At 58.7% G+C, this 17,349-nt stretch carries 13 protein-coding genes; 11 read left to right on the plus strand and 2 right to left on the minus strand.

The window, feature by feature from the left end; genetic code table 11:
* Nucleotides 1-82: 82 nt before the first annotated feature.
* The gene (locus EMQ_RS03945; RefSeq protein ID WP_010667953.1) at nucleotides 83-1,354 is read left to right on the plus strand and encodes a hypothetical protein; all 1,272 of its coding nucleotides are present in this window, start codon (nucleotides 83-85) and stop codon (nucleotides 1,352-1,354) included.
* Nucleotides 1,355-1,481: 127 nt separating this feature from the next.
* Here the strand turns inward: EMQ_RS03945 and EMQ_RS03950 are convergent, their stop codons facing one another.
* On the minus strand, nucleotides 1,482-3,863 hold the full coding sequence (locus EMQ_RS03950; RefSeq protein WP_026200222.1) for a glucose/quinate/shikimate family membrane-bound PQQ-dependent dehydrogenase: 2,382 nt from the start codon (nucleotides 3,861-3,863) through the stop codon (nucleotides 1,482-1,484).
* A gap of 191 nt (nucleotides 3,864-4,054) precedes the next feature.
* On the opposite strand from EMQ_RS03950, the gene EMQ_RS03955 reads away from it, so the two are divergent.
* The 3 genes from EMQ_RS03955 (at nucleotide 4,055) to EMQ_RS03965 (ending at nucleotide 9,096) form a co-directional block, all read left to right on the plus strand.
* A complete protein-coding gene (locus tag EMQ_RS03955; protein WP_048874218.1) occupies nucleotides 4,055-5,383 on the plus strand; it encodes an MFS transporter in 1,329 nt (442 codons plus the stop codon).
* 152 nt (nucleotides 5,384-5,535) lie between these two features.
* Nucleotides 5,536-7,599 carry an AsmA family protein gene (locus EMQ_RS03960; RefSeq protein ID WP_010667062.1) on the plus strand — a complete coding sequence of 688 codons (2,064 nt, stop codon included), beginning with the start codon at nucleotides 5,536-5,538 and terminating at the stop codon, nucleotides 7,597-7,599.
* Nucleotides 7,600-7,689: 90 nt separating this feature from the next.
* Nucleotides 7,690-9,096: a sugar porter family MFS transporter gene (locus EMQ_RS03965; RefSeq protein WP_010667063.1), complete on the plus strand. Its 1,407-nt coding sequence runs from the start codon at nucleotides 7,690-7,692 to the stop codon at nucleotides 9,094-9,096.
* A 107-nt stretch (nucleotides 9,097-9,203) separates the two neighbouring features.
* Here EMQ_RS03965 and EMQ_RS03970 read toward each other — a convergent pair whose 3' ends face one another.
* The gene (locus EMQ_RS03970) at nucleotides 9,204-9,533 is read right to left on the minus strand and encodes a DMT family transporter (RefSeq protein ID WP_010667064.1); all 330 of its coding nucleotides are present in this window, start codon (nucleotides 9,531-9,533) and stop codon (nucleotides 9,204-9,206) included.
* A gap of 149 nt (nucleotides 9,534-9,682) precedes the next feature.
* On the opposite strand from EMQ_RS03970, the gene EMQ_RS03975 reads away from it, so the two are divergent.
* The 7 genes from EMQ_RS03975 (at nucleotide 9,683) to EMQ_RS04005 (ending at nucleotide 17,289) form a co-directional block, all read left to right on the plus strand.
* The gene (locus EMQ_RS03975; protein WP_010667065.1) at nucleotides 9,683-11,071 is read left to right on the plus strand and encodes a replication-associated recombination protein A; all 1,389 of its coding nucleotides are present in this window, start codon (nucleotides 9,683-9,685) and stop codon (nucleotides 11,069-11,071) included.
* Between the two features lie 13 nt (nucleotides 11,072-11,084).
* Complete coding sequence (locus EMQ_RS03980; protein ID WP_010667066.1) at nucleotides 11,085-12,059, plus strand: RluA family pseudouridine synthase; 975 nt, start codon at nucleotides 11,085-11,087, stop codon at nucleotides 12,057-12,059.
* A gap of 2 nt (nucleotides 12,060-12,061) precedes the next feature.
* Entirely contained in the window at nucleotides 12,062-14,230 is a 2,169-nt protein-coding gene (locus tag EMQ_RS03985; RefSeq protein ID WP_231368003.1) for an AsmA family protein, read from the plus strand.
* The gene (locus EMQ_RS03990; RefSeq protein WP_010667068.1) at nucleotides 14,227-14,982 is read left to right on the plus strand and encodes an ATP12 family chaperone protein; all 756 of its coding nucleotides are present in this window, start codon (nucleotides 14,227-14,229) and stop codon (nucleotides 14,980-14,982) included. The genes EMQ_RS03985 and EMQ_RS03990 overlap by 4 nt, the downstream gene beginning before the upstream one ends.
* A 241-nt stretch (nucleotides 14,983-15,223) precedes the next feature.
* Complete coding sequence (locus EMQ_RS03995; protein WP_132012003.1) at nucleotides 15,224-15,433, plus strand: MerR family transcriptional regulator; 210 nt, start codon at nucleotides 15,224-15,226, stop codon at nucleotides 15,431-15,433.
* 13 nt (nucleotides 15,434-15,446) lie between these two features.
* Nucleotides 15,447-16,868, plus strand: coding sequence for a glycine-rich domain-containing protein (locus tag EMQ_RS04000; RefSeq protein WP_018308422.1), 1,422 nt, complete (start codon nucleotides 15,447-15,449; stop codon nucleotides 16,866-16,868).
* A gap of 10 nt (nucleotides 16,869-16,878) precedes the next feature.
* Nucleotides 16,879-17,289, plus strand: coding sequence for a hypothetical protein (locus EMQ_RS04005; RefSeq protein ID WP_010665997.1), 411 nt, complete (start codon nucleotides 16,879-16,881; stop codon nucleotides 17,287-17,289).
* Nucleotides 17,290-17,349 lie beyond the last annotated feature (60 nt).

Genomic DNA, 17,349 nt, shown 5'->3' on the forward strand with positions numbered 1-17,349 from the left:
ATTGGTTTTACTAGATTACTGAAGGAAAAATTTCTTCGGGCAATCCAAGGGTAACAAAACAAGCAAAAGGCTGAGAGTTATCATGGTGCAAAATGCCACTGACTACTTCACGGGACAGACATCAACTGATTTTCTGGACCCGACAAACTGGGCCTCAGGCGAATTGCCGACGGATTATCATGAAATCAACATAACAGGGACAGAATCTGCTCCTGTTACGGCAGTCATTGGAAGCACTTACACCACTGAAGTTCCCAGCCTCACTATCGGCGATTACGGAACACTCAAGATCACCGCCTGCGACACCTCCTCTGCTACAGCAGCTCCTGTCTTTACAGCGACCGCCCTGCAGATTTTCGATACAGGCAGCCTTATTGTTGACACATCCTCTCCTGTTCAGCTGGGAATCAACGAGATTTCCGGAACCCTGACGATTGATGACAGCTCCAATGTCACGATCACGTCCGGTGGCCTTTCCGGCGACGGCACGGTCAATCTGAATCATTCCACGCTGGGTGCAGAAAGCGCTGGTGTCGTTCTCGACAATCTCATGACCGTCAACCTGACGGGGGGCAGCACTGTCTATACCCAGGGGAACGGAACAGGCGGTGTTATCAATTTCGACCCGTCAACGCAGAACATGGTTGTTCTGGATCAGAGCTATTCAACCGTAGACACTGTTTTCAACAATGTTTCCGAGAACTCTGAATTCGCCATCAACGGTACCAGTGGCATTGTTCCTGTGTCCGCCAGCTATTCCGCCAACAGCAACGGCAGCTATACGCTGACAATCGAGACCAGCAACGACCAGACCATCACCCTTGGCAACATCAACGTGGAAAACGGTTACACACCCGGATCTCTGACCGTGACGGAGGACAAGGCCGGTGATTATGTGATCGCCGACAGCAACCTGTCTTCCTCGATTGTCAGCGGATGGCCGCCGGGGCACGACCACAGCAGTTCCTGCGATGACAACACCGGCAGTGGTGGCAGCTGCAACAATGGTGGGACCGACCACCACCATGACGGCTGCACAATACCGACATGGTGGGATCACGGCTCCTGCTCCAACCCATCACCACTTCCCTGGAATGGTCAGGGCGACTGCTCCGGTCATACTTCTTCCTGTGATACGCACACAGACAACAACTTCTGGGACTGTGTTGCGAAGGATCATTACAGCGACTGCAAAACAGACTGGAGCAACTGGACCAACACCACCACTTCCACGGGTGGTTGCGGAAGTCAGATCGAGGATTGGCATGCTGGTAGCTGCACCGTAGCGGCTCATACATCGGACTGCACTCAGCAGACGCAATGGGCCGGCATATTCCCCCACTCCTGTGGCTGATAAAAAAGGGCGAAGAATAATCCCCGCCCCCATCTGACGCCTGCCTGAATTGAAAAAAGCGTCATGCCGCAAGGCATGGCGCTTCTTCAGGACTGGTCGTCTTTCTCAATCGGAAAGACGACCTTTTTTATTTCGCGTCAGACGCCTTGCCTTCCTCCGGCAGGGCATAAGCGATGACATAATCGCCAAGTTTCGTGCCGAACGAGCCATGTCCGCCTGCAGCCGTCACAATGAACTGACGGCCATTCTGCTCGTAGGTCATTGGTGTTGACTGCCCGCCAGCCGGCAGACGATCCTCCCAGAGCTGCTGTCCAGTCGTCATGTCGTAGGCGCGGATATAATAATCCGCCGTTGACGTCAGGAACGCCACGCCGCCTGCAGTCGCGATCGGTCCACCAAGCGACGGGATACCGACCTTGAAGCCGAACGGCAGAGGCGAACTGTCACGCGTGGTGCCGTTGCGGTGCATCCAGACAATCTTGTTCGTCTTGAGATCAATGCCTGCGACATACCCCCAGCCCGGCTGTTTGCAGGGCACGCCGAATGGCGACAGGAACGGGTTCAGCTCAACACCAAACGGTGTGCCATATTGTGGCTGAATACCGGTTTCCGTACCCGAAGGACCACCGCCCGTCGCCGGACTAGCCGGGTTACCGGGGCCGCGAGGCACCAGCTTCGAGACAAACGGAATGGCGATCGGGTTGGCGAAAGCGACCTGCCGGACAGGATCGACCGCAAGGCCACCCCACTCGAACATGCCGAGATTCCCCGGAAACACGAGCGTTCCCTGCGTGGAAGGCGGCGTAAACGGCCCCTCATAACGCAGCGATTTGAACAGGATGCGACAGACAAGCTGATCCACCATGGTGGCACCCCACATGTCCGCATCCGTCAGGTTATTCTTCGGACGGAATGTAAGTTCGGAGTAAGGCTGCGTGGGAGAAACATGATCACCCGGAGCAGCACCCTGCGGAACTTTCGTCTCTGGCGCAGGCACCACCGGCACCCCCGTGCGACGGTCCAGCACGAAGATGTTGCCGGTCTTGGCCGGAGCATAGATCGCCGGGACAACCGTGCCGTCGGCCTGATGAATATCGACAAGGCTCGGCTGGGACGGAATGTCCATGTCCCACAGATCGTGATGCACGGTCTGGTAGAACCAAGCTTTCTCGCCGGTATCGGCGTTCAGGGCCAGAAGACCGGAGGCGTAACGCTCCTGATCCGCCGAACGATGGCCACCCCATATGTCCGGCGTTGCGACGCCAGTCGGAATGTAGATCAGGTTCAGCTTCGCATCGTAGGACGAGGTGATCCACGAATTGGGAGAGTTGGCGACGTACTTATGCGTGTCGGAAGGCAGCTCGTTCGGGTTGGGATTACCCGTATCAAAGGCCCAGACCAGCTGACCCGAGCGCAGATCGAAACCACGCGTCACTCCGGACGGCTCATGCGTGGAATAATTATCCGTCACGGCCCCTGAAATGATGACAACCTTGCCGGTCACAACCGGCGGCGATGTCGGCTCATAGAAACCGAGTTCCTTCATCGGCATGCCATCGGTCAGATCAATCTCACCGTTCCTGCCAAACGCCGGGCAGCGCGCGCCGGACTTTGCGTTGATGGCAAACAGACGGCCATCATTGGTCGGCAGGAAGATGCGGCTGGCGCAGTCATCCGTCGCATCCGCCGTTTCGGCGTAGGACACGCCACGGCAGGTCATGTGCTGGAAGCTGGGATTGTATTTGAGCTGCGGATCGAAGACCCATTTCTGCTTGCCTGTCGCGGCATCCAGCGCGAACAGCTTCTGGTGGGGAGAGCAGAGATACACCGTGTCGTTGATCTTGATCGGTGTGACCTCGTCCGTGATCTCGCCCGGATCGTTTGGCCCCTTCAGATCGTGCGTACGGAAGGTCCACGCCACTTTCAGGTTTCTGACGTTCTGCGGATTCACCTGCTTCAGCGGTGAGTAGCGGTCACCGAACTGGGTGCGTCCGTAAGCACCCCAGTCAGCGTCCGCAACCTGCCCGGTATCACCCGGCACAACATCCGCTGCTGCCTGAGGCAGGCTGCCCGCGATATCCTGCGGGTCCTGAGTCAGGGCATAACCGAAAATCACGACACCGGTGACAATACCCGCAGCCAGAGGCGCACGCGCTGCCTGTGCGTTCCGTCCCAATTGACGGGTGACAAACGGCAGCAGCAGCCAGATACCCAGAGGAAGGATCAGGTCGCCGCGCGGCGCGAGCGTCCAGAAATCAAAACCGGCTTCGACCACAGCCCAGATGAGCGTGGCGAAAACGATAAGAGTATAAAGCCACAGCGCCGCAGCATTGCGCTTCCATAAAAGATAGGCGGTAAGAAGAACCGCCACACCACACGGCGCATAAAACAGTGATCCGCCCAGAGTGGCCAGCCACAGTCCGCCACCGGCAAGAACCAGCCCAAGCAGGGCGGTCACGAGTACAGTGACGACGAGTAACCCTCCGGGCCTGTCAGCACGCGTTGTCATAAATTCAGGGCCTTTTCGACGTCAATCGCACATTGCATTCATACACAAACAGATGAGATGCCCCCGGGTTGTCAACGGGAAGTTGAAAAAACCGCTACAAGTGGGATTTGTCGGAATTTTCCCCTATAAGCGCCGCCTCACCCATTCAGCGCTGCCTTTCCTGCCGCCTGTCCTCTCTCGGATTTCGGTTCATGTCCTCGTCTTCAGTCCCCTCTCCAGTGGCAACAGCATCGTCCAAAGTTCTGTCCTTTTCCCAGATTCGCATTCTGGTTCTGGCATCACTGGGCGGCGCGCTAGAGTTTTATGACTTCGTGATCTTCGCGTTTCTGGCCAAGCTCATCGCTCTCCACTTCTTTCCGGCCAGTCAGGCGGCGTGGCTGAGACAGACAGAGGCATTCGGATTGTTCGGTGCGGGCTATCTGGCGCGTCCCCTCGGCGGCATCATCATGGCGCATTTCGGCGATATTGCCGGGCGCAAAAAGGTCTTCACTTTCAGTGTGCTGCTGATGGCGCTCCCCACGCTGATGATGGGTCTTCTGCCCGGCTATGAAACGCTCGGACCGGGCGCGCCTCTGATCCTGCTGCTTCTGCGCATGGCGCAGGGCGCGGCCATCGGTGGCGAAGCGCCGGGCGGTTGGGTCTTCGTTGCCGAACATGCTCCACCGGGTCGTGTGGGGCTGGCGACGGGTCTCCTTACCGGCGGCCTGACGGGCGGAATCCTGCTCGGATCACTGGTGATTCTGGCGCTGAACACGGCGCTGGCTCCGAGTGCCGTGAACGACTGGGGCTGGCGTCTTCCTTTCATTATCGGAGGAGTTTTCGGGATTGGCGCGATGATCCTGAGGCGCTGGCTGGACGAGACACCCGTGTTTCGTGAGATGCACCAGCGCGCCGAGACCGCCTCCTCCCTGCCCGCCGCCATTCTGCTGCGGGATCACCGCTTTTCCATCCTGTGTTCAGTGCTGACGACATGGACCCTGACGGCGGCGATTGTCGTGCTGATCCTGATGATGCCGCCCCTGATGCAGTCCCTGCACCACATCCCGCCTTCGGAAACCATGCTGGCAAGCCTTGTCGCGACCCTCTGTCTCACGGTTTCGGTCGTGTCAGTGAGCGCCCTGACCGACAGCATTTCGTTGAGCGTAATGAGTCTCGTCTGCGGACCGCTGCTCGTTGCCGGCGCTTTCGCACTGTACAGTCTGCCTGCCCAGCTTCCGCATCTCCTGCCTGTCTGGGCCGGGTTGGCCGGGCTTTGTTGCGGTTTTGTAGGACTGGTGCCCGTTGGCATGCTGCGGGCCTTCCCTCCAATGGTGCGGTTTTCCGGCGTTTCCCTTGCCTACAACATTGCTTATGCGATTTTCGGTGGACTGACCCCCGCCATCATTTCCTCGCTCACGCCCTACACGCCGCTGGCTCCAGCGATTTACGTCACCATTGCCGCCATCGCGGGAAGTGCGGGACTGTGGTTGATGGACAGTCGGAATCTGCGGTGCATTCAGCCCCAGACTGCGCCTGCGTAACTGTTGTCTTATCGGTTTGAACCTTTCAGGCGAGGATCTTTCAGTTTCCTGCCTTTTCAGGACGAACCTGGACACAGAATGTGCGTTAACCTGACACAAACATTGTGTTTTGTTGTGCCCGATAGCCCTGTTCACAGCCTTGACGGACCCCCATGACCAGTCATTCCCTGTCCAGCCGTCACAGAAAACTGTTCATTGGCCTCGGTACCCCGGTCGTACTGATCCTTCTGCTTATCGCGCTCTGGTCGTGGGACTGGTTCGTGCCTCTGGTCAATCGTGAGACGACGGCGCTCCTTGGACGCAAGACAACGATTGAACATCTGCATGTCAGCGTCGGTTTCGTGCCGAAAGTGCGGGTTGATGGCGTCAGGATCGAGCAGCCTGACACTTTCAAATCTGACACCACGCCGTTTTTCACGGCAGATCACCTGCTTGTCAGAATCCGTCTGCTGGCGCTTCTGCACGGCAGAACGGAACTGCCCCGCATTGCGGTCGATACCCCCCGCGCAGACATCCAGCGACGTCAGGACGAAAGCAACAACTACACGTTCGCTTCTGACAGCAAGAAGACAGAAAACGACAGGAAAAACGGTTCGGTCACTCTTCCCGACATCGAAGAATTTGCCATCCGGGACGGCCATCTGCGTCTGCGTGACCAGAAGCTGCGGGCGGATATGACCTCACAACTGCATACGACGCCGCCGACCTCCGCCACGGATCGCGGTACGATCGTCATGGACACGACCGGGCGATATGCTGGCCAGCCTATTATCAGTCATTTCGTCGGTGGAGCGCTTCTGTCCCTGCAGAACGTCAAGACACCTTATCCCATCAATCTGGAGGTGAAAAACGGCGGCACCCGCGTGACTCTCAAGGGCACCGTGAACAATCCGCTGGCCTTTGAGGGAACGCAGCTCGTCCTGCATCTGTCCGGACCGGACATGTCCCTGCTCTATCCTCTGACGGGCGTGCCTATTCCGCAGACGCCGTCCTATGATATTCGCGGCAAGCTGGATTACGACCAGCAGCATATCGCTTTCAAAAGCTTTACCGGCCACATGGGATCCAGCGACCTGAGCGGCACCATCACGGTCGATCCGCACCAGACTGTGCCGTTTGTCGAGGCGTCGCTCCGCTCACGACGTGTGGATATTCAGGATCTTGGTGGCTTTATCGGCGCAAAGCCGGAAGAAAAGACCGCTTCCGAGAAAAAGGTTGACGCCAGGGACCCGAATGTCCTGCCGGATACACCGATCAACGTGCCAAAGCTCCGCTCCATCAACGCCCATGTCACCTATAAGGGTGAGCACATCCAGAACAAGCAGCTTCCTCTGGACGATATCGACGCCGAATTCTCGGTTCAGGACGGCGCTATTGACGTGAAGAAGCTGAACTTCGGCGTCGGCACAGGCACACTGGCCAGCAGCGCGACATTGAAGCCGGTGAATGACAAGAACTTTGCCGTCAACGCGAAGGTGGACTTCTCCCGCATTGATCTGGCGCATATCATGCGCACCGCGACAGGGACCACCGCGCAGGGTGGTGTCATCGGCGGCCGCTTCAGCCTGAATTCCACCGGCAACTCGATTGCGTCTCTCATGGCGAACGGCAATGGCGGTCTTACCCTCGTTCTTGTGAAAGGCGGCGAAATCTCGGCGCTCATTCCGGCAGCACTCGGGCTGGAGCTGGGTGACGCCGTGCTGTCGGCGCTTGGTCTGCCGTCCCACTCTCAGGTGGAGTGCTTCGTGACCGACATGCCGCTGAACAACGGTGTCGCCAGCACCCGCTCCATGCTGCTCCGCACAAACGACACCCGCACACTTGGTCGCGGCGACATCAACTTCCGCACCAATAAAATCGACTACTCTCTGACGACCCGTTCGACCGGCTTCACCATCCTGTCCTTCCCGGGTGCGTTCAACATCACAGGTCCGCTGAAGTCCCCAACCGTGCTGCCGGGTGCGGAAATTCTGGGTCGCGCCGCCGCAGCAGCCGGGCTTGGCTTCGTGTTCCCGCCGCTCGCTCTTCTGCCGACAATCCAGTTCGGCGTGGGTAAAGGTTCCCTCTGTGAGAAGGCCCTGCAGGAAGTGAACAGCAATCCAGCCTCGGGCAAGGCGCCGGGTGGGGTGGAAGAGAACGCCGCCCCCAAGGGCAGTGATAAAAAAATGAGCCCGACGGAAGTGAGGGCAGCCTGGAAGAAAAAGCTGAAACATTAAGAGTGTATTGACTTGTCAGAGGGCTCGCACGAAAGGTTATCCACAGACACTTAATAAGTCTGCTGCGTCACAAGAGGTCAGAACACCCAGATGCCTTCCTCCATTTCGACATCCGCCCAGCGGGATGCTTCGGCGCGCGTGCGCCGCACTACTTTCTTTCTCGCCTTGGCCGCCGGTCTTGCGGGCCTCATGTTCGGGCTGGACACCGGAGTGATCGCAGGCGCTCTCGGATTTATCCGCGAGGAATTCCAGACCAACGACCGCACGACGGAATGGATTGTCTCCTCCCTCATGCTGGCTGCGGCGTTCGGGTCTGTGCTGGCCGTATTCGTCGCAGACAAATGGGGCCGCAAGGGCACCCTGCTTGTGGCCGGCGGCCTGTTTTTAAGCGGAACAGCCCTTTGTTCACTGGCCACCAGCGTCAGCATGATGATTGTCGGTCGCGCCTGTCTGGGGCTGGGCGTGGGACTGGCGGCCTTTGCCGCGCCTCTCTACATCGCCGAAATCGCGTCTCAGGACCGGCGCGGCGCGATGATCTCTTCTTACCAGCTGATGATCACCATCGGGATTCTGCTGGCCTTCACCTCCGACAGCCTGCTCACGCCGGGCGGACACTGGCGTATCATGTTCGGCGTTCTCAGTGTGCCAACGGTGCTGTTCCTTCTCACCACCCTGCTCCTGCCCTACTCCCCACGCTGGCTTCTGACCAAGGGACGTCGTCAGGAAGCGCGCGACGTTCTGCTGCGTGTGAGGGAGACGGCGGAAGAAGCCGACGCGGAACTCTCACGTATCGACCGGCAACTTGGACGCGAGGAATCTGCAGGAGCCGCCCTGCTGATTTCAAACCCCAATTTCCGGCGCACTTTCGCGCTCGGGATCGCCCTGCAGGTGCTGCAGCAGTTCTCCGGCATCAACGTGCTGATGTATTATGCTCCCACCGTGCTGAATCACATGGGCTTCAATGCGTCGAGTTCCGTGTGGTGCACAACGGCCATTGGCGTGGTGAACACACTCGCGACGCTGGCCGCGGTTGCTCTTATGGACCGATGGGGAAGACGCCTTCTTCTGAGCATCAGCACGTTCTTCGCAGCCATCGCCATGCTCGGGTTCGGCACGCTGCTCTGGACCGGCGCGACCTCCATGACCGCCAGCATGATTGCAATGGGCTTTCTGTTTCTGTTCATCGCAGCCTTTGCCGTCGGTCAGGGACCGCTGCCGTGGATCATCGGCTCCGAGGTTCAGCCTCTGCGGGGACGTACATTCGCCGTGTCGTGCTCCACACTGGCAAGCTGGATCGCCAACTGGCTGATCAGCAATATCTTCCTCTCCAGCATGAGCGTGATTGGTGACTATGGCGTCTTCTGGTGCCTCGCTGGCTTCAATGCCCTGTTCTTTGTCGTAGGGCTGATGTTTGTGCCTGAAACCAAGGGCTGTTCGCTGGAAGATATTGAGGACCGCATCAACTCGGGCGTTCGCCTGCGTGATGCCGGACAGTAATCAGCAGCACGTTTGTAATATCACCGGCCTGACAGCAGAAAAAGGATAGTGGGTGCTTTTCTGAACAAGCGCCGTTCAGATTTTCCTGTTGATGATCGGAGAAACGTTCAGTGGGCGGAGTTTTTTGAAAACAGGTTGATCACCAGAACGCCTGCAAGAATCAGCCCCATTCCAATCAGGCCTGCCGCGTCCAGCTTTTGACCCTGCACAAGCCAGGCAATGAGCGTGACCAGCACCACGCCTACACCGGACCATATGGCATAGGTCGTTCCGGTGGGGATCGTCTGGAGGGCGAGCGACAGAAAATAGAAGGCCACGCCATATCCGATCAGCGTCACCAGAGAGGGTATAGGCCGACTGAATCCCTCAGCCGCCTTCAAACAGGAGGTGGCGAGCACTTCGGCACAGATCGCAATGATCAGCTGAAAATATGGCATGGACCATCCTGTTCAATGATTTGGCTCTGTAACGATCATGCCTGCTGGCGAGACACTCGACCAGCCCTGCCCGTCTCAACAGCAAACCGAGGTCGCATCACAGCGCCAGCCGCGCTATGAACGAAGGATGAACGACAGGGAGACCAGTCATGACAGCGCGGCGTGAGACCCCACCCGCATCGGGCGGTGATCTGTTCGGCGGCAGCGTCACGGAGCCCACCGGATCAGAAAGCACTCATTCGGGCCGCGGACATACCCCCACGCAGCCCCTTGCCGACAGGTTGCGCCCGACCACGCTGGACGATGTTGTCGGACAGCAGCAGCTGCTTGGCCCGACCGGTGCGCTCACGCTGATGCTGGAACGCGGCACGCTCGCCAGCCTCATTCTCTGGGGCGGTCCCGGCGTCGGCAAAACCACGATCGCCCGCCTGCTCGCCAAAGCCGCCAATCTACGTTTCGTACAGCTTTCCGCCGTCTTTTCCGGTGTCGCCGACCTGAAGAAAGCCTTTGACGAGGCCCGACGTTTTGCCGAAGCAGGACGCGGCACGCTGCTGTTCGTGGATGAGATCCATCGCTTCAATCGCGCCCAGCAGGATGGCTTCCTGCCCGTGGTGGAGAACGGCACCGTTGTGCTGGTTGGTGCGACCACGGAAAACCCCTCCTTCGCCCTGAACTCGGCGCTGCTGTCGCGCTGTCAGGTTATGGTGCTGCGTCGTCTGGACGATCCTGCATTGGAGGCCCTGCTGGTTCGGGCTGAGGAAGAGACCAAACGCACCCTGCCGCTCACCGAATCCGCCCGCGCCACCCTGCGCGCCATGGCGGATGGCGATGGTCGTTACCTGCTGAACATGGTCGAGCAGATCCTCAGCCTGAAGACGGAAAAGCCGCTCGACTCACAGGAACTGGCGCGCATTCTGGCCAAACGTGCGGTGCTGTACGACAAGGATCGGGAAGAGCACTACAACCTCATCTCCGCGCTGCATAAGTCCCTGCGCGGGTCCGATCCGGACGCGGCGCTTTACTGGTTCGCCCGGATGCTGGAGGGCGGTGAAGACCCGCGCTATATCGCCCGTCGCCTGACACGCTTCGCCGCCGAGGATGTCGGCATGGCCGATCCCTCCGCCCTACCTCTTGCCATTGCGGCATGGGAGACGTACGAGCGACTGGGCTCGCCGGAAGGAGAGCTGGCCTTGGCGCAGCTGGTCGTCCATCTGGGCACGGCTCCGAAATCGAACGCTGTCTATAAAGCCTATGGTGCGGCCCGGCGGGCGGCGAAAGCGACCGGCAGTCTGATGCCTCCGGCTCATATTCTCAATGCGCCGACCAAGCTCATGAAAGAGATCGGCTACGGAGATGGTTATCAGTACGACCATGACACGGAAGAAAGTTTCTCCGGCCAGAACTACTTCCCGGACGGCATGAAACGGCAGAATTTCTACAACCCGAAAGGGCTCGGCTTTGAACGGGAAGTGCGTCGCAGGCTGGACACATGGGCCGGAATAAGGGCAAGCCGCGCAAAACAGGGCAAGCAATCGTGAGGCGCGGAAGAGTATGAGTGTGACCCAACTGACGGTCAGTGAGGATGAAGCGGATATTCGCCTCGACCGATATTTCCGTCGCCATTACCCCCATCTGACGCAGGGTGCGTTGCAGAAGCTCTGCCGCACGGGACAGATCCGCGTGGATGGCAAGCGGGTGGAAGCCAACACGCGACTGGTGCCGGGGCAATCCGTGCGCGTGCCGCCCATCCCCATGGCCGCCAAGCCGTCCCGCGATGTTCCGAAAGCGCTGAACCCTAAACTGGCCAGTGAAATCCGGAAGATGGTGATCTACTCGGACCCACAGATCATCGTGCTGAACAAGCCGTCCGGTCTGGCGACGCAGGGCGGCCCCGGCATCACACAGCATGTGGACATGATGCTGGACGGGCTGCGTGAGGGTGATGACCCGCGTCCCCGCCTCGTCCACCGCATCGACCGCGACACGTCCGGCCTGCTGCTGCTGGCCCGCACTCCGGGTGTCGCAGCAAAACTGGCGGCGGCTTTCCGTGGACGTGACGTGAAAAAGACCTACTGGGCAGTCGTTGTCGGACGCCCCGATCCGATGTCGGGCGAAATCGACCAGCCGCTGGCCCGCCTTGGTGCTGGACCGGGATCGATCACCATCGCCGCCGACCGTAATGACGAAGATGCGCAGTCAGCCCGCACCGATTACGAGGTGCTGGACTCTGCGGCGCGCAAGTTCTCATGGCTGGGGCTTTCACCACTGACCGGACGCACGCATCAGCTGCGCGTTCATTGTGAATCGCTTGGCACGCCGATCCTTGGCGACCCAAAATATGGTGGCGACAAGGCGCATGTCGATGGTTTTGCCGACCGTCTGCATCTGCATGCCCGCAGTCTTGTGCTGCCGCATCCGGCGGGAGGATGGCTGGAAGTCAGCGCCGAACTACCGCCGCACATGAAAGAAACCTTCAGAACGCTCGGCTTTACAGCCGGCTCAACCCCGGCTCCCCGCAGGAAATGAGCATGAAATTCAAGACGAAGCTTGGCCTTGGTGTTGGCGGTATTGCTGTGCTGCTGGGCGGCACGGTGCTGGCCTCCGCGTTCATGGACGCCGACTGGATGCGGACACGCCTTGTCGAGGCTGTCGAGCACCAGACAGGCCGGACGCTTCGTATTGATTCGCTGCATGTCTGGCTTCTGCCGTATCCGTGGATCAGCGCGCAGGGTGTTGGACTGTCCAACACGCCCGGTAGTGCGAACAAAGAGATGTTCACGGCCAAAGAAGTGCGGGCGCGGCTGGCGATCTCACCCCTGTTCCATCATCGGGTCGTGCTGGATGATGTCAGCCTGTCTGATCCGCATCTGACGCTTGAACGGACACCAGACGGAACGGCCAACTGGATTCTGACGCCACCCGCCTCTTCCGGCGGCGCTGGCGATGGTGCCGCTTCAGGCGGGCACCAGCACTGGAATCTCGCTGTCGCAGCACTCCATCTGCGGGATGGAGCAGCCTCATGGAACGATGAGCGGAACCATATCACTGGCACAGCAGATCTCGATCGTGTCGACCTGACCGGTCTTGACGGCACAATGGCCAAGATCGACCTGCGTGGCCACCACGGCAACGGCATTTTCACTGTCAGCGGAACAACCGGTCCCCTGCCCCCAATTGATGGACAGCCCTGGCCGCTCAACCTGACCGCTACCCTATCAGCAGACAAACGGAAGGCCGGACAGATTCAGGTCGGCGGCGTGGTCGCTGATCCTTTGCATGATGCGGGTTACGATATCCAGATCAACGGCACGATCGATCAATTGCGTGATCTGCAAACAATTTTTCCCAATGCAGGCCTTCCGGATGTAACGTCGGTTTCCCTACAGGCAGGCGTGACTGGCAGCGGGCGTACGCCTTCCTTGCGAATGCTGCATCTGCGCACAGGACCAGCCAGCCTTGATCGTCTGATGACCGGTCTCAAAGCCAGCGCCATCACCCTTGATGCAGACGATAATGACCAGCGCGTCGCCATCTCCATGAATGGTCAGTTGGATACACAGCCGGTCACGGTGCATGGAACCCTTGGCACACTGACCCAGACCACTCAGGCGCTGCGTGCCCCTGACACCGCGCCCATGCCTGTGACGTTGTCACTCGGGGAAGGAGGTTCGTCCATCACCGTGGATGGCGTGGCGGGTGGCGGCAAGACCTCGCTCGACGTTCATGGCGCCCTCCCCACCATGACCTTTGGCCCGGGCAAACCGAGCTTTCAGGGCCTCAAGGTCGATGGTCACATGACCAGCTCCGCTCCCCTGAGTGTGCTGGAGAAAGCTGATCCGGCGTCTCTGCTCAAAACGTCCGAGGCAACGCTGGATGTCGGGGCACAGAGAATGAGCTGGCAATCCGTCGCATGGGAGGCCCTCACCGCGCATGTGGTGGTCAGCGGCCAAAAACTGACTGTCGATCCGCTGCATGGCAATGGCACGGGTAACACCAAGGGAATCGCCCAGTCCGGGCAGATTGTTTACGATGCCTCCGGCCCAGTGCCGCATCTGACCATCACTGCCGCGCCCTTTGTTCTGCCGACCCAGATGATGCAAAGCTCGACCGGCATGCCTCCTCTCGTAAACGGCTCCATGCAGGTTGTGGGCACCGTCACAGCCGATGGTTCACGGTTTGATGAGTGGGAGCAGACCGCCACGGGACATGTCGGTCTGTCGATGGTTGGCGGGCGCGTGGACGGCAAGGCTCTGGAAGCCATTCTGGGCCGCAATATCCCCATGCGGGGCACGCTCGCCCTTCGGTGCTTCGGTGCTCACATGCAACTCACTGATGGGCTGGCCACGATCGGACGATTGGGGCTGGAATCCGATCTGCTGTCTCTGACGGGTCATGGTACCGTCAAACTCACCAATGGGGCGCTTGATCTCCATCTTTCACCACGGATCGGCGTAGGAGGTGCGGCCGCTTCCTCCCCTGTCGCGGTGACCGGCACAGTGGATACACCTCAGCCACGCCTTGAACCCGGAGCAGATGGTCGTTTCGCGATTTCAATCGGTGGTGCCAATGACCCAGGCGATCAATGCCCCGATCTGCTGGCTACGGCGCGGGAGGGCACTCCCGGTCCGGCTGCTGCGCCGCCACCGGCCAACAAGGCTGGCGGCATCATGAACATGCTGAAAGGCCTCCTGCGATGAGCGAGAAGAAGAAGTTCTCGGCAGACGGTCCTGCCCCACGTAAACGCTTCTGGACGCAGGCAAGCGTAGAGCCCTCGGATAATGGCTTTGCTGTCCTGCTGGATGGGAAACCAGTGCGACTTCCGGGACGGGAGATCCTGCAAGTGCAGTCTCGCGCACTGGCTGAAGCTCTGGCCGCTGAATGGCAGGCTGCGGGCATGGATGATCCGCAAAAGCGCTTTGCAGCAGACGATCTTCCTCTGACCCGTATTGCGGGCACCATGATTGAGCGCGTCACACCTGACCGCCAGCATTCGGTCGATACGCTGGCTGGTTACGGTGAGCATGATCTACTCTGCTATCGCGCCGAGGCTGCTGATCCTCTGAGCGCCAGACAGCAAGAATTGTGGCAGCCCTGGCTCGACTGGCTGCATGAGACATATGGTGTCACACTAACCGTGACGCATGGGCTGATGCCTGTTCCGCAACCGTCAGCCTCTCTGGAAAAACTGAAGCAGGTTCTGTCAGAGCGCAGTGATGCCATTCTGGCCGCGCTTGGTGTCTGCGTTCCCGCACTTGGTAGTCTGACACTGGGACTTGCCGTGATTGATGGTCGTCTGGATACCGAGCGAGCCGTCAATATCGCCACACTGGACGAACGTGCGCAGATGGAGCGCTGGGGCGAAGATGTCGCGCATCTGGACCGTATTGCGACAATGAGCGCCGATGTGACGGATGCTGCCCGGTTTGTTTCTCTCACCGAGAACAAATGACTTCGCTGCGGGCAAAGCTGTTTCTGTAAAAGACGTTTATTTTCTTAGTGATATCGGGATGAAATCATTCCTGACTTTGTCCCGTTCAGGCCAAAACCTCTAAAAGCTGATCTGTTCATACCAGACTGCTTCCATCAAACCGCATACGAACATCTCTTTTTGATAGCGCGAACATCTTGGGACACAGCATATTCTTTCTGGGTCCGCTGGCATGTGTTTGCGTTCAAAAAGGATTTCATAAGTGAATAAAGAAAAACCAAACGAATTAAAGTTTATGAACATTAGCAATACCTGCAAGATTTATGGAATTGGCCGCACATATTGCTACAAACTTCTCGCCGAAGGTCATATCAAAGCCAAAAAACTCGGAGGAAGAACTCTAGTCTCCACTGAATCTGCCAACAAATATTTCAGCAAGCTGCCAGATTATAAATCACAGGCATCTGTCTGAGGAGGAGACACACATGGATCGTGTGATCGTTTATCCTGCTCAGGTTATCGCTGATACTGATACCCTGATTGCGCAGCGCAACACTGAACGCGCCATTGGCCAGGCTGTTGCAATGTCCATGGGCGGACCCGGCCCGTTTGCGAGCGGCCTCGCCGCAACCTGTTCCGGGTCAGACATGGTGGTTAATGTCGGCAGTGGTCAGATCAATGAGGGAGCTACAGCGGATTCATCTGCTTACGGCACTCTCGCTGCCGACAGCTCTATCATCATGCGCCAATATACGGCGGTAGCAACCAGCTTCACCCTGACGGCAGCCACGACAGCCCTGACCTATTATATCTACGCCACGGTCGGCCTGAACGATACAGGCTCGACAATGCTGCGTTATCTGGACGCTGCCGACAACACCAAAACACTCTCAGGTGAAGACGACACAGGAACCGCACAACCGACACAGCGGGCAGCGGTAGCTACAGTGACCATCTCAACCACGACGCCTCCGGCGAACGCTATCGCACTGTGGCGGATTGATCTCCCTGCGAATGCAACAAGCGTTACGCAGTCGATGATTTCTCTTGATAATGACAGTCTTTTTTATCCCAAGATCCCGGCGCTCGCCCCAAAAGATTCACCAACTTTTACCGGCACGCCGACAGCTCCCACTCCGGCCGCTGGCGATTCATCAAATCTTCTTGCAACAACAGCATTCATCACAAACTGGTCGGCAGGAAACCTTCTTCAGAGCGATATCTATTTCGGACCGACCGCCAGTGCTGGCGGCTATAATGTCCTGCAGATTTCTGTCGAATCCCGAACAAAGTTTCTGATTGTCGAACTGAGCGGTGGCGGTGGTGGTGGTGGTGGCGCCCCAACATGCTCCTCCACTCAGGGTGGAACCGGTGGCGGTGGCGGCGCGGGGGGATATTGCCGCTTCCTAGTGGACGTCTCGAAAATCCAATGGCCCGTTACCGCCACACTGGGAGCCGGTGGCCGGGGAGGACAGTCTTCCTCAACCGGCATGACCGGCAATGCAGGCGGCTCGGCGGCGTTCGGCAGCATGGTGGTTGTGACCGGTGGGTTCGGCGGCCTTGTCGCACAGGGCGGCGGTGTCGCCATCATCGGTGGCGCAGGTGCTGGTGGTTCTGTGCAGGTCACGACGGCTACCGGCATCACGGTTCTGAACAGCGCAACAGGTCAGAGCGGATTTTCGGGACACGTCTCCGGAGTCTCGGAAAATTACTTCTTCGGATACGGCGGCGCGGGCGGGGCCCGTGCGCCCTATTACGCAGGCGGGTGGGAATCAGGTTCGGGCGAGACCGGTAAACCCGGCGACCCCGGCGGCGGGGGCTCCGGCTCCTGTGTAGCCCCCAGTGGCACTTACAAAAACGGTGGTGATGGCGGCCCTTCCTGGCTGACCGTCACACAATATGGATAAGGCATTATATATGAATTATTTTTTCGAAGGCTGGGCAGGTCTTATGCTTCCCGGATGGACCGAACTGACTCTGGCCGGTTACGACCGGGTTCCTGTGAATTTCATGGCGCTCGGCGGTGGCAGTGAAACACGCCCGGAAGTCGATCTTGTCTTTCCAGCACCGCAGGCGACCTATCCTGTCTGCGCCGGGATCGGACTGTTCACATCAGACAGCGGTAATGACGGACCGATTGTTTATTGGGAATTTTCCCACTGGGACAACACGGGCAAGAATGCCTCTATCCTGCTTCCTGTTCCCGAAGTCACTCTTCTGCTTGATCGCACACAGACCTGGCAGGATGGAGCCGCCATCGGACGTACTGCTGCAGGCGGTACAGTCTTTGTCGGTCAGGACGTAACGCTGGTTGACGGTCGCTACTGATCTTACACCCATGCGGCGGGAGAACTTCCCGCCGCATGGATATTTTTCTATCCCATTTCT

The organism is Acetobacter aceti NBRC 14818 (genome assembly GCF_000193495.2).
GTDB lineage: Bacteria > Pseudomonadota > Alphaproteobacteria > Acetobacterales > Acetobacteraceae > Acetobacter > Acetobacter aceti.

What these genes read in the sequence shown, in the direction of transcription:
- EMQ_RS03975 (WP_010667065.1), top strand. Translation starts at nt 9,683, where the DNA reads ATGACAGCGCGGCGTGAGACCCCACCCGCATCGGGCGGTGATCTGTTC.
- EMQ_RS03945 (WP_010667953.1), top strand. Translation starts at nt 83, where the DNA reads ATGGTGCAAAATGCCACTGACTACTTCACGGGACAGACATCAACTGAT.
- EMQ_RS04005 (WP_010665997.1), top strand. Translation starts at nt 16,879, where the DNA reads ATGAATTATTTTTTCGAAGGCTGGGCAGGTCTTATGCTTCCCGGATGG.
- EMQ_RS04000 (WP_018308422.1), top strand. Translation starts at nt 15,447, where the DNA reads ATGGATCGTGTGATCGTTTATCCTGCTCAGGTTATCGCTGATACTGAT.
- EMQ_RS03980 (WP_010667066.1), top strand. Translation starts at nt 11,085, where the DNA reads ATGAGTGTGACCCAACTGACGGTCAGTGAGGATGAAGCGGATATTCGC.
- EMQ_RS03990 (WP_010667068.1), top strand. Translation starts at nt 14,227, where the DNA reads ATGAGCGAGAAGAAGAAGTTCTCGGCAGACGGTCCTGCCCCACGTAAA.
- EMQ_RS03955 (WP_048874218.1), top strand. Translation starts at nt 4,055, where the DNA reads ATGTCCTCGTCTTCAGTCCCCTCTCCAGTGGCAACAGCATCGTCCAAA.
- EMQ_RS03960 (WP_010667062.1), top strand. Translation starts at nt 5,536, where the DNA reads ATGACCAGTCATTCCCTGTCCAGCCGTCACAGAAAACTGTTCATTGGC.
- EMQ_RS03950 (WP_026200222.1), bottom strand. Translation starts at nt 3,863, where the DNA reads ATGACAACGCGTGCTGACAGGCCCGGAGGGTTACTCGTCGTCACTGTA.
- EMQ_RS03965 (WP_010667063.1), top strand. Translation starts at nt 7,690, where the DNA reads ATGCCTTCCTCCATTTCGACATCCGCCCAGCGGGATGCTTCGGCGCGC.
- EMQ_RS03985 (WP_231368003.1), top strand. Translation starts at nt 12,062, where the DNA reads ATGAAATTCAAGACGAAGCTTGGCCTTGGTGTTGGCGGTATTGCTGTG.
- EMQ_RS03970 (WP_010667064.1), bottom strand. Translation starts at nt 9,533, where the DNA reads ATGCCATATTTTCAGCTGATCATTGCGATCTGTGCCGAAGTGCTCGCC.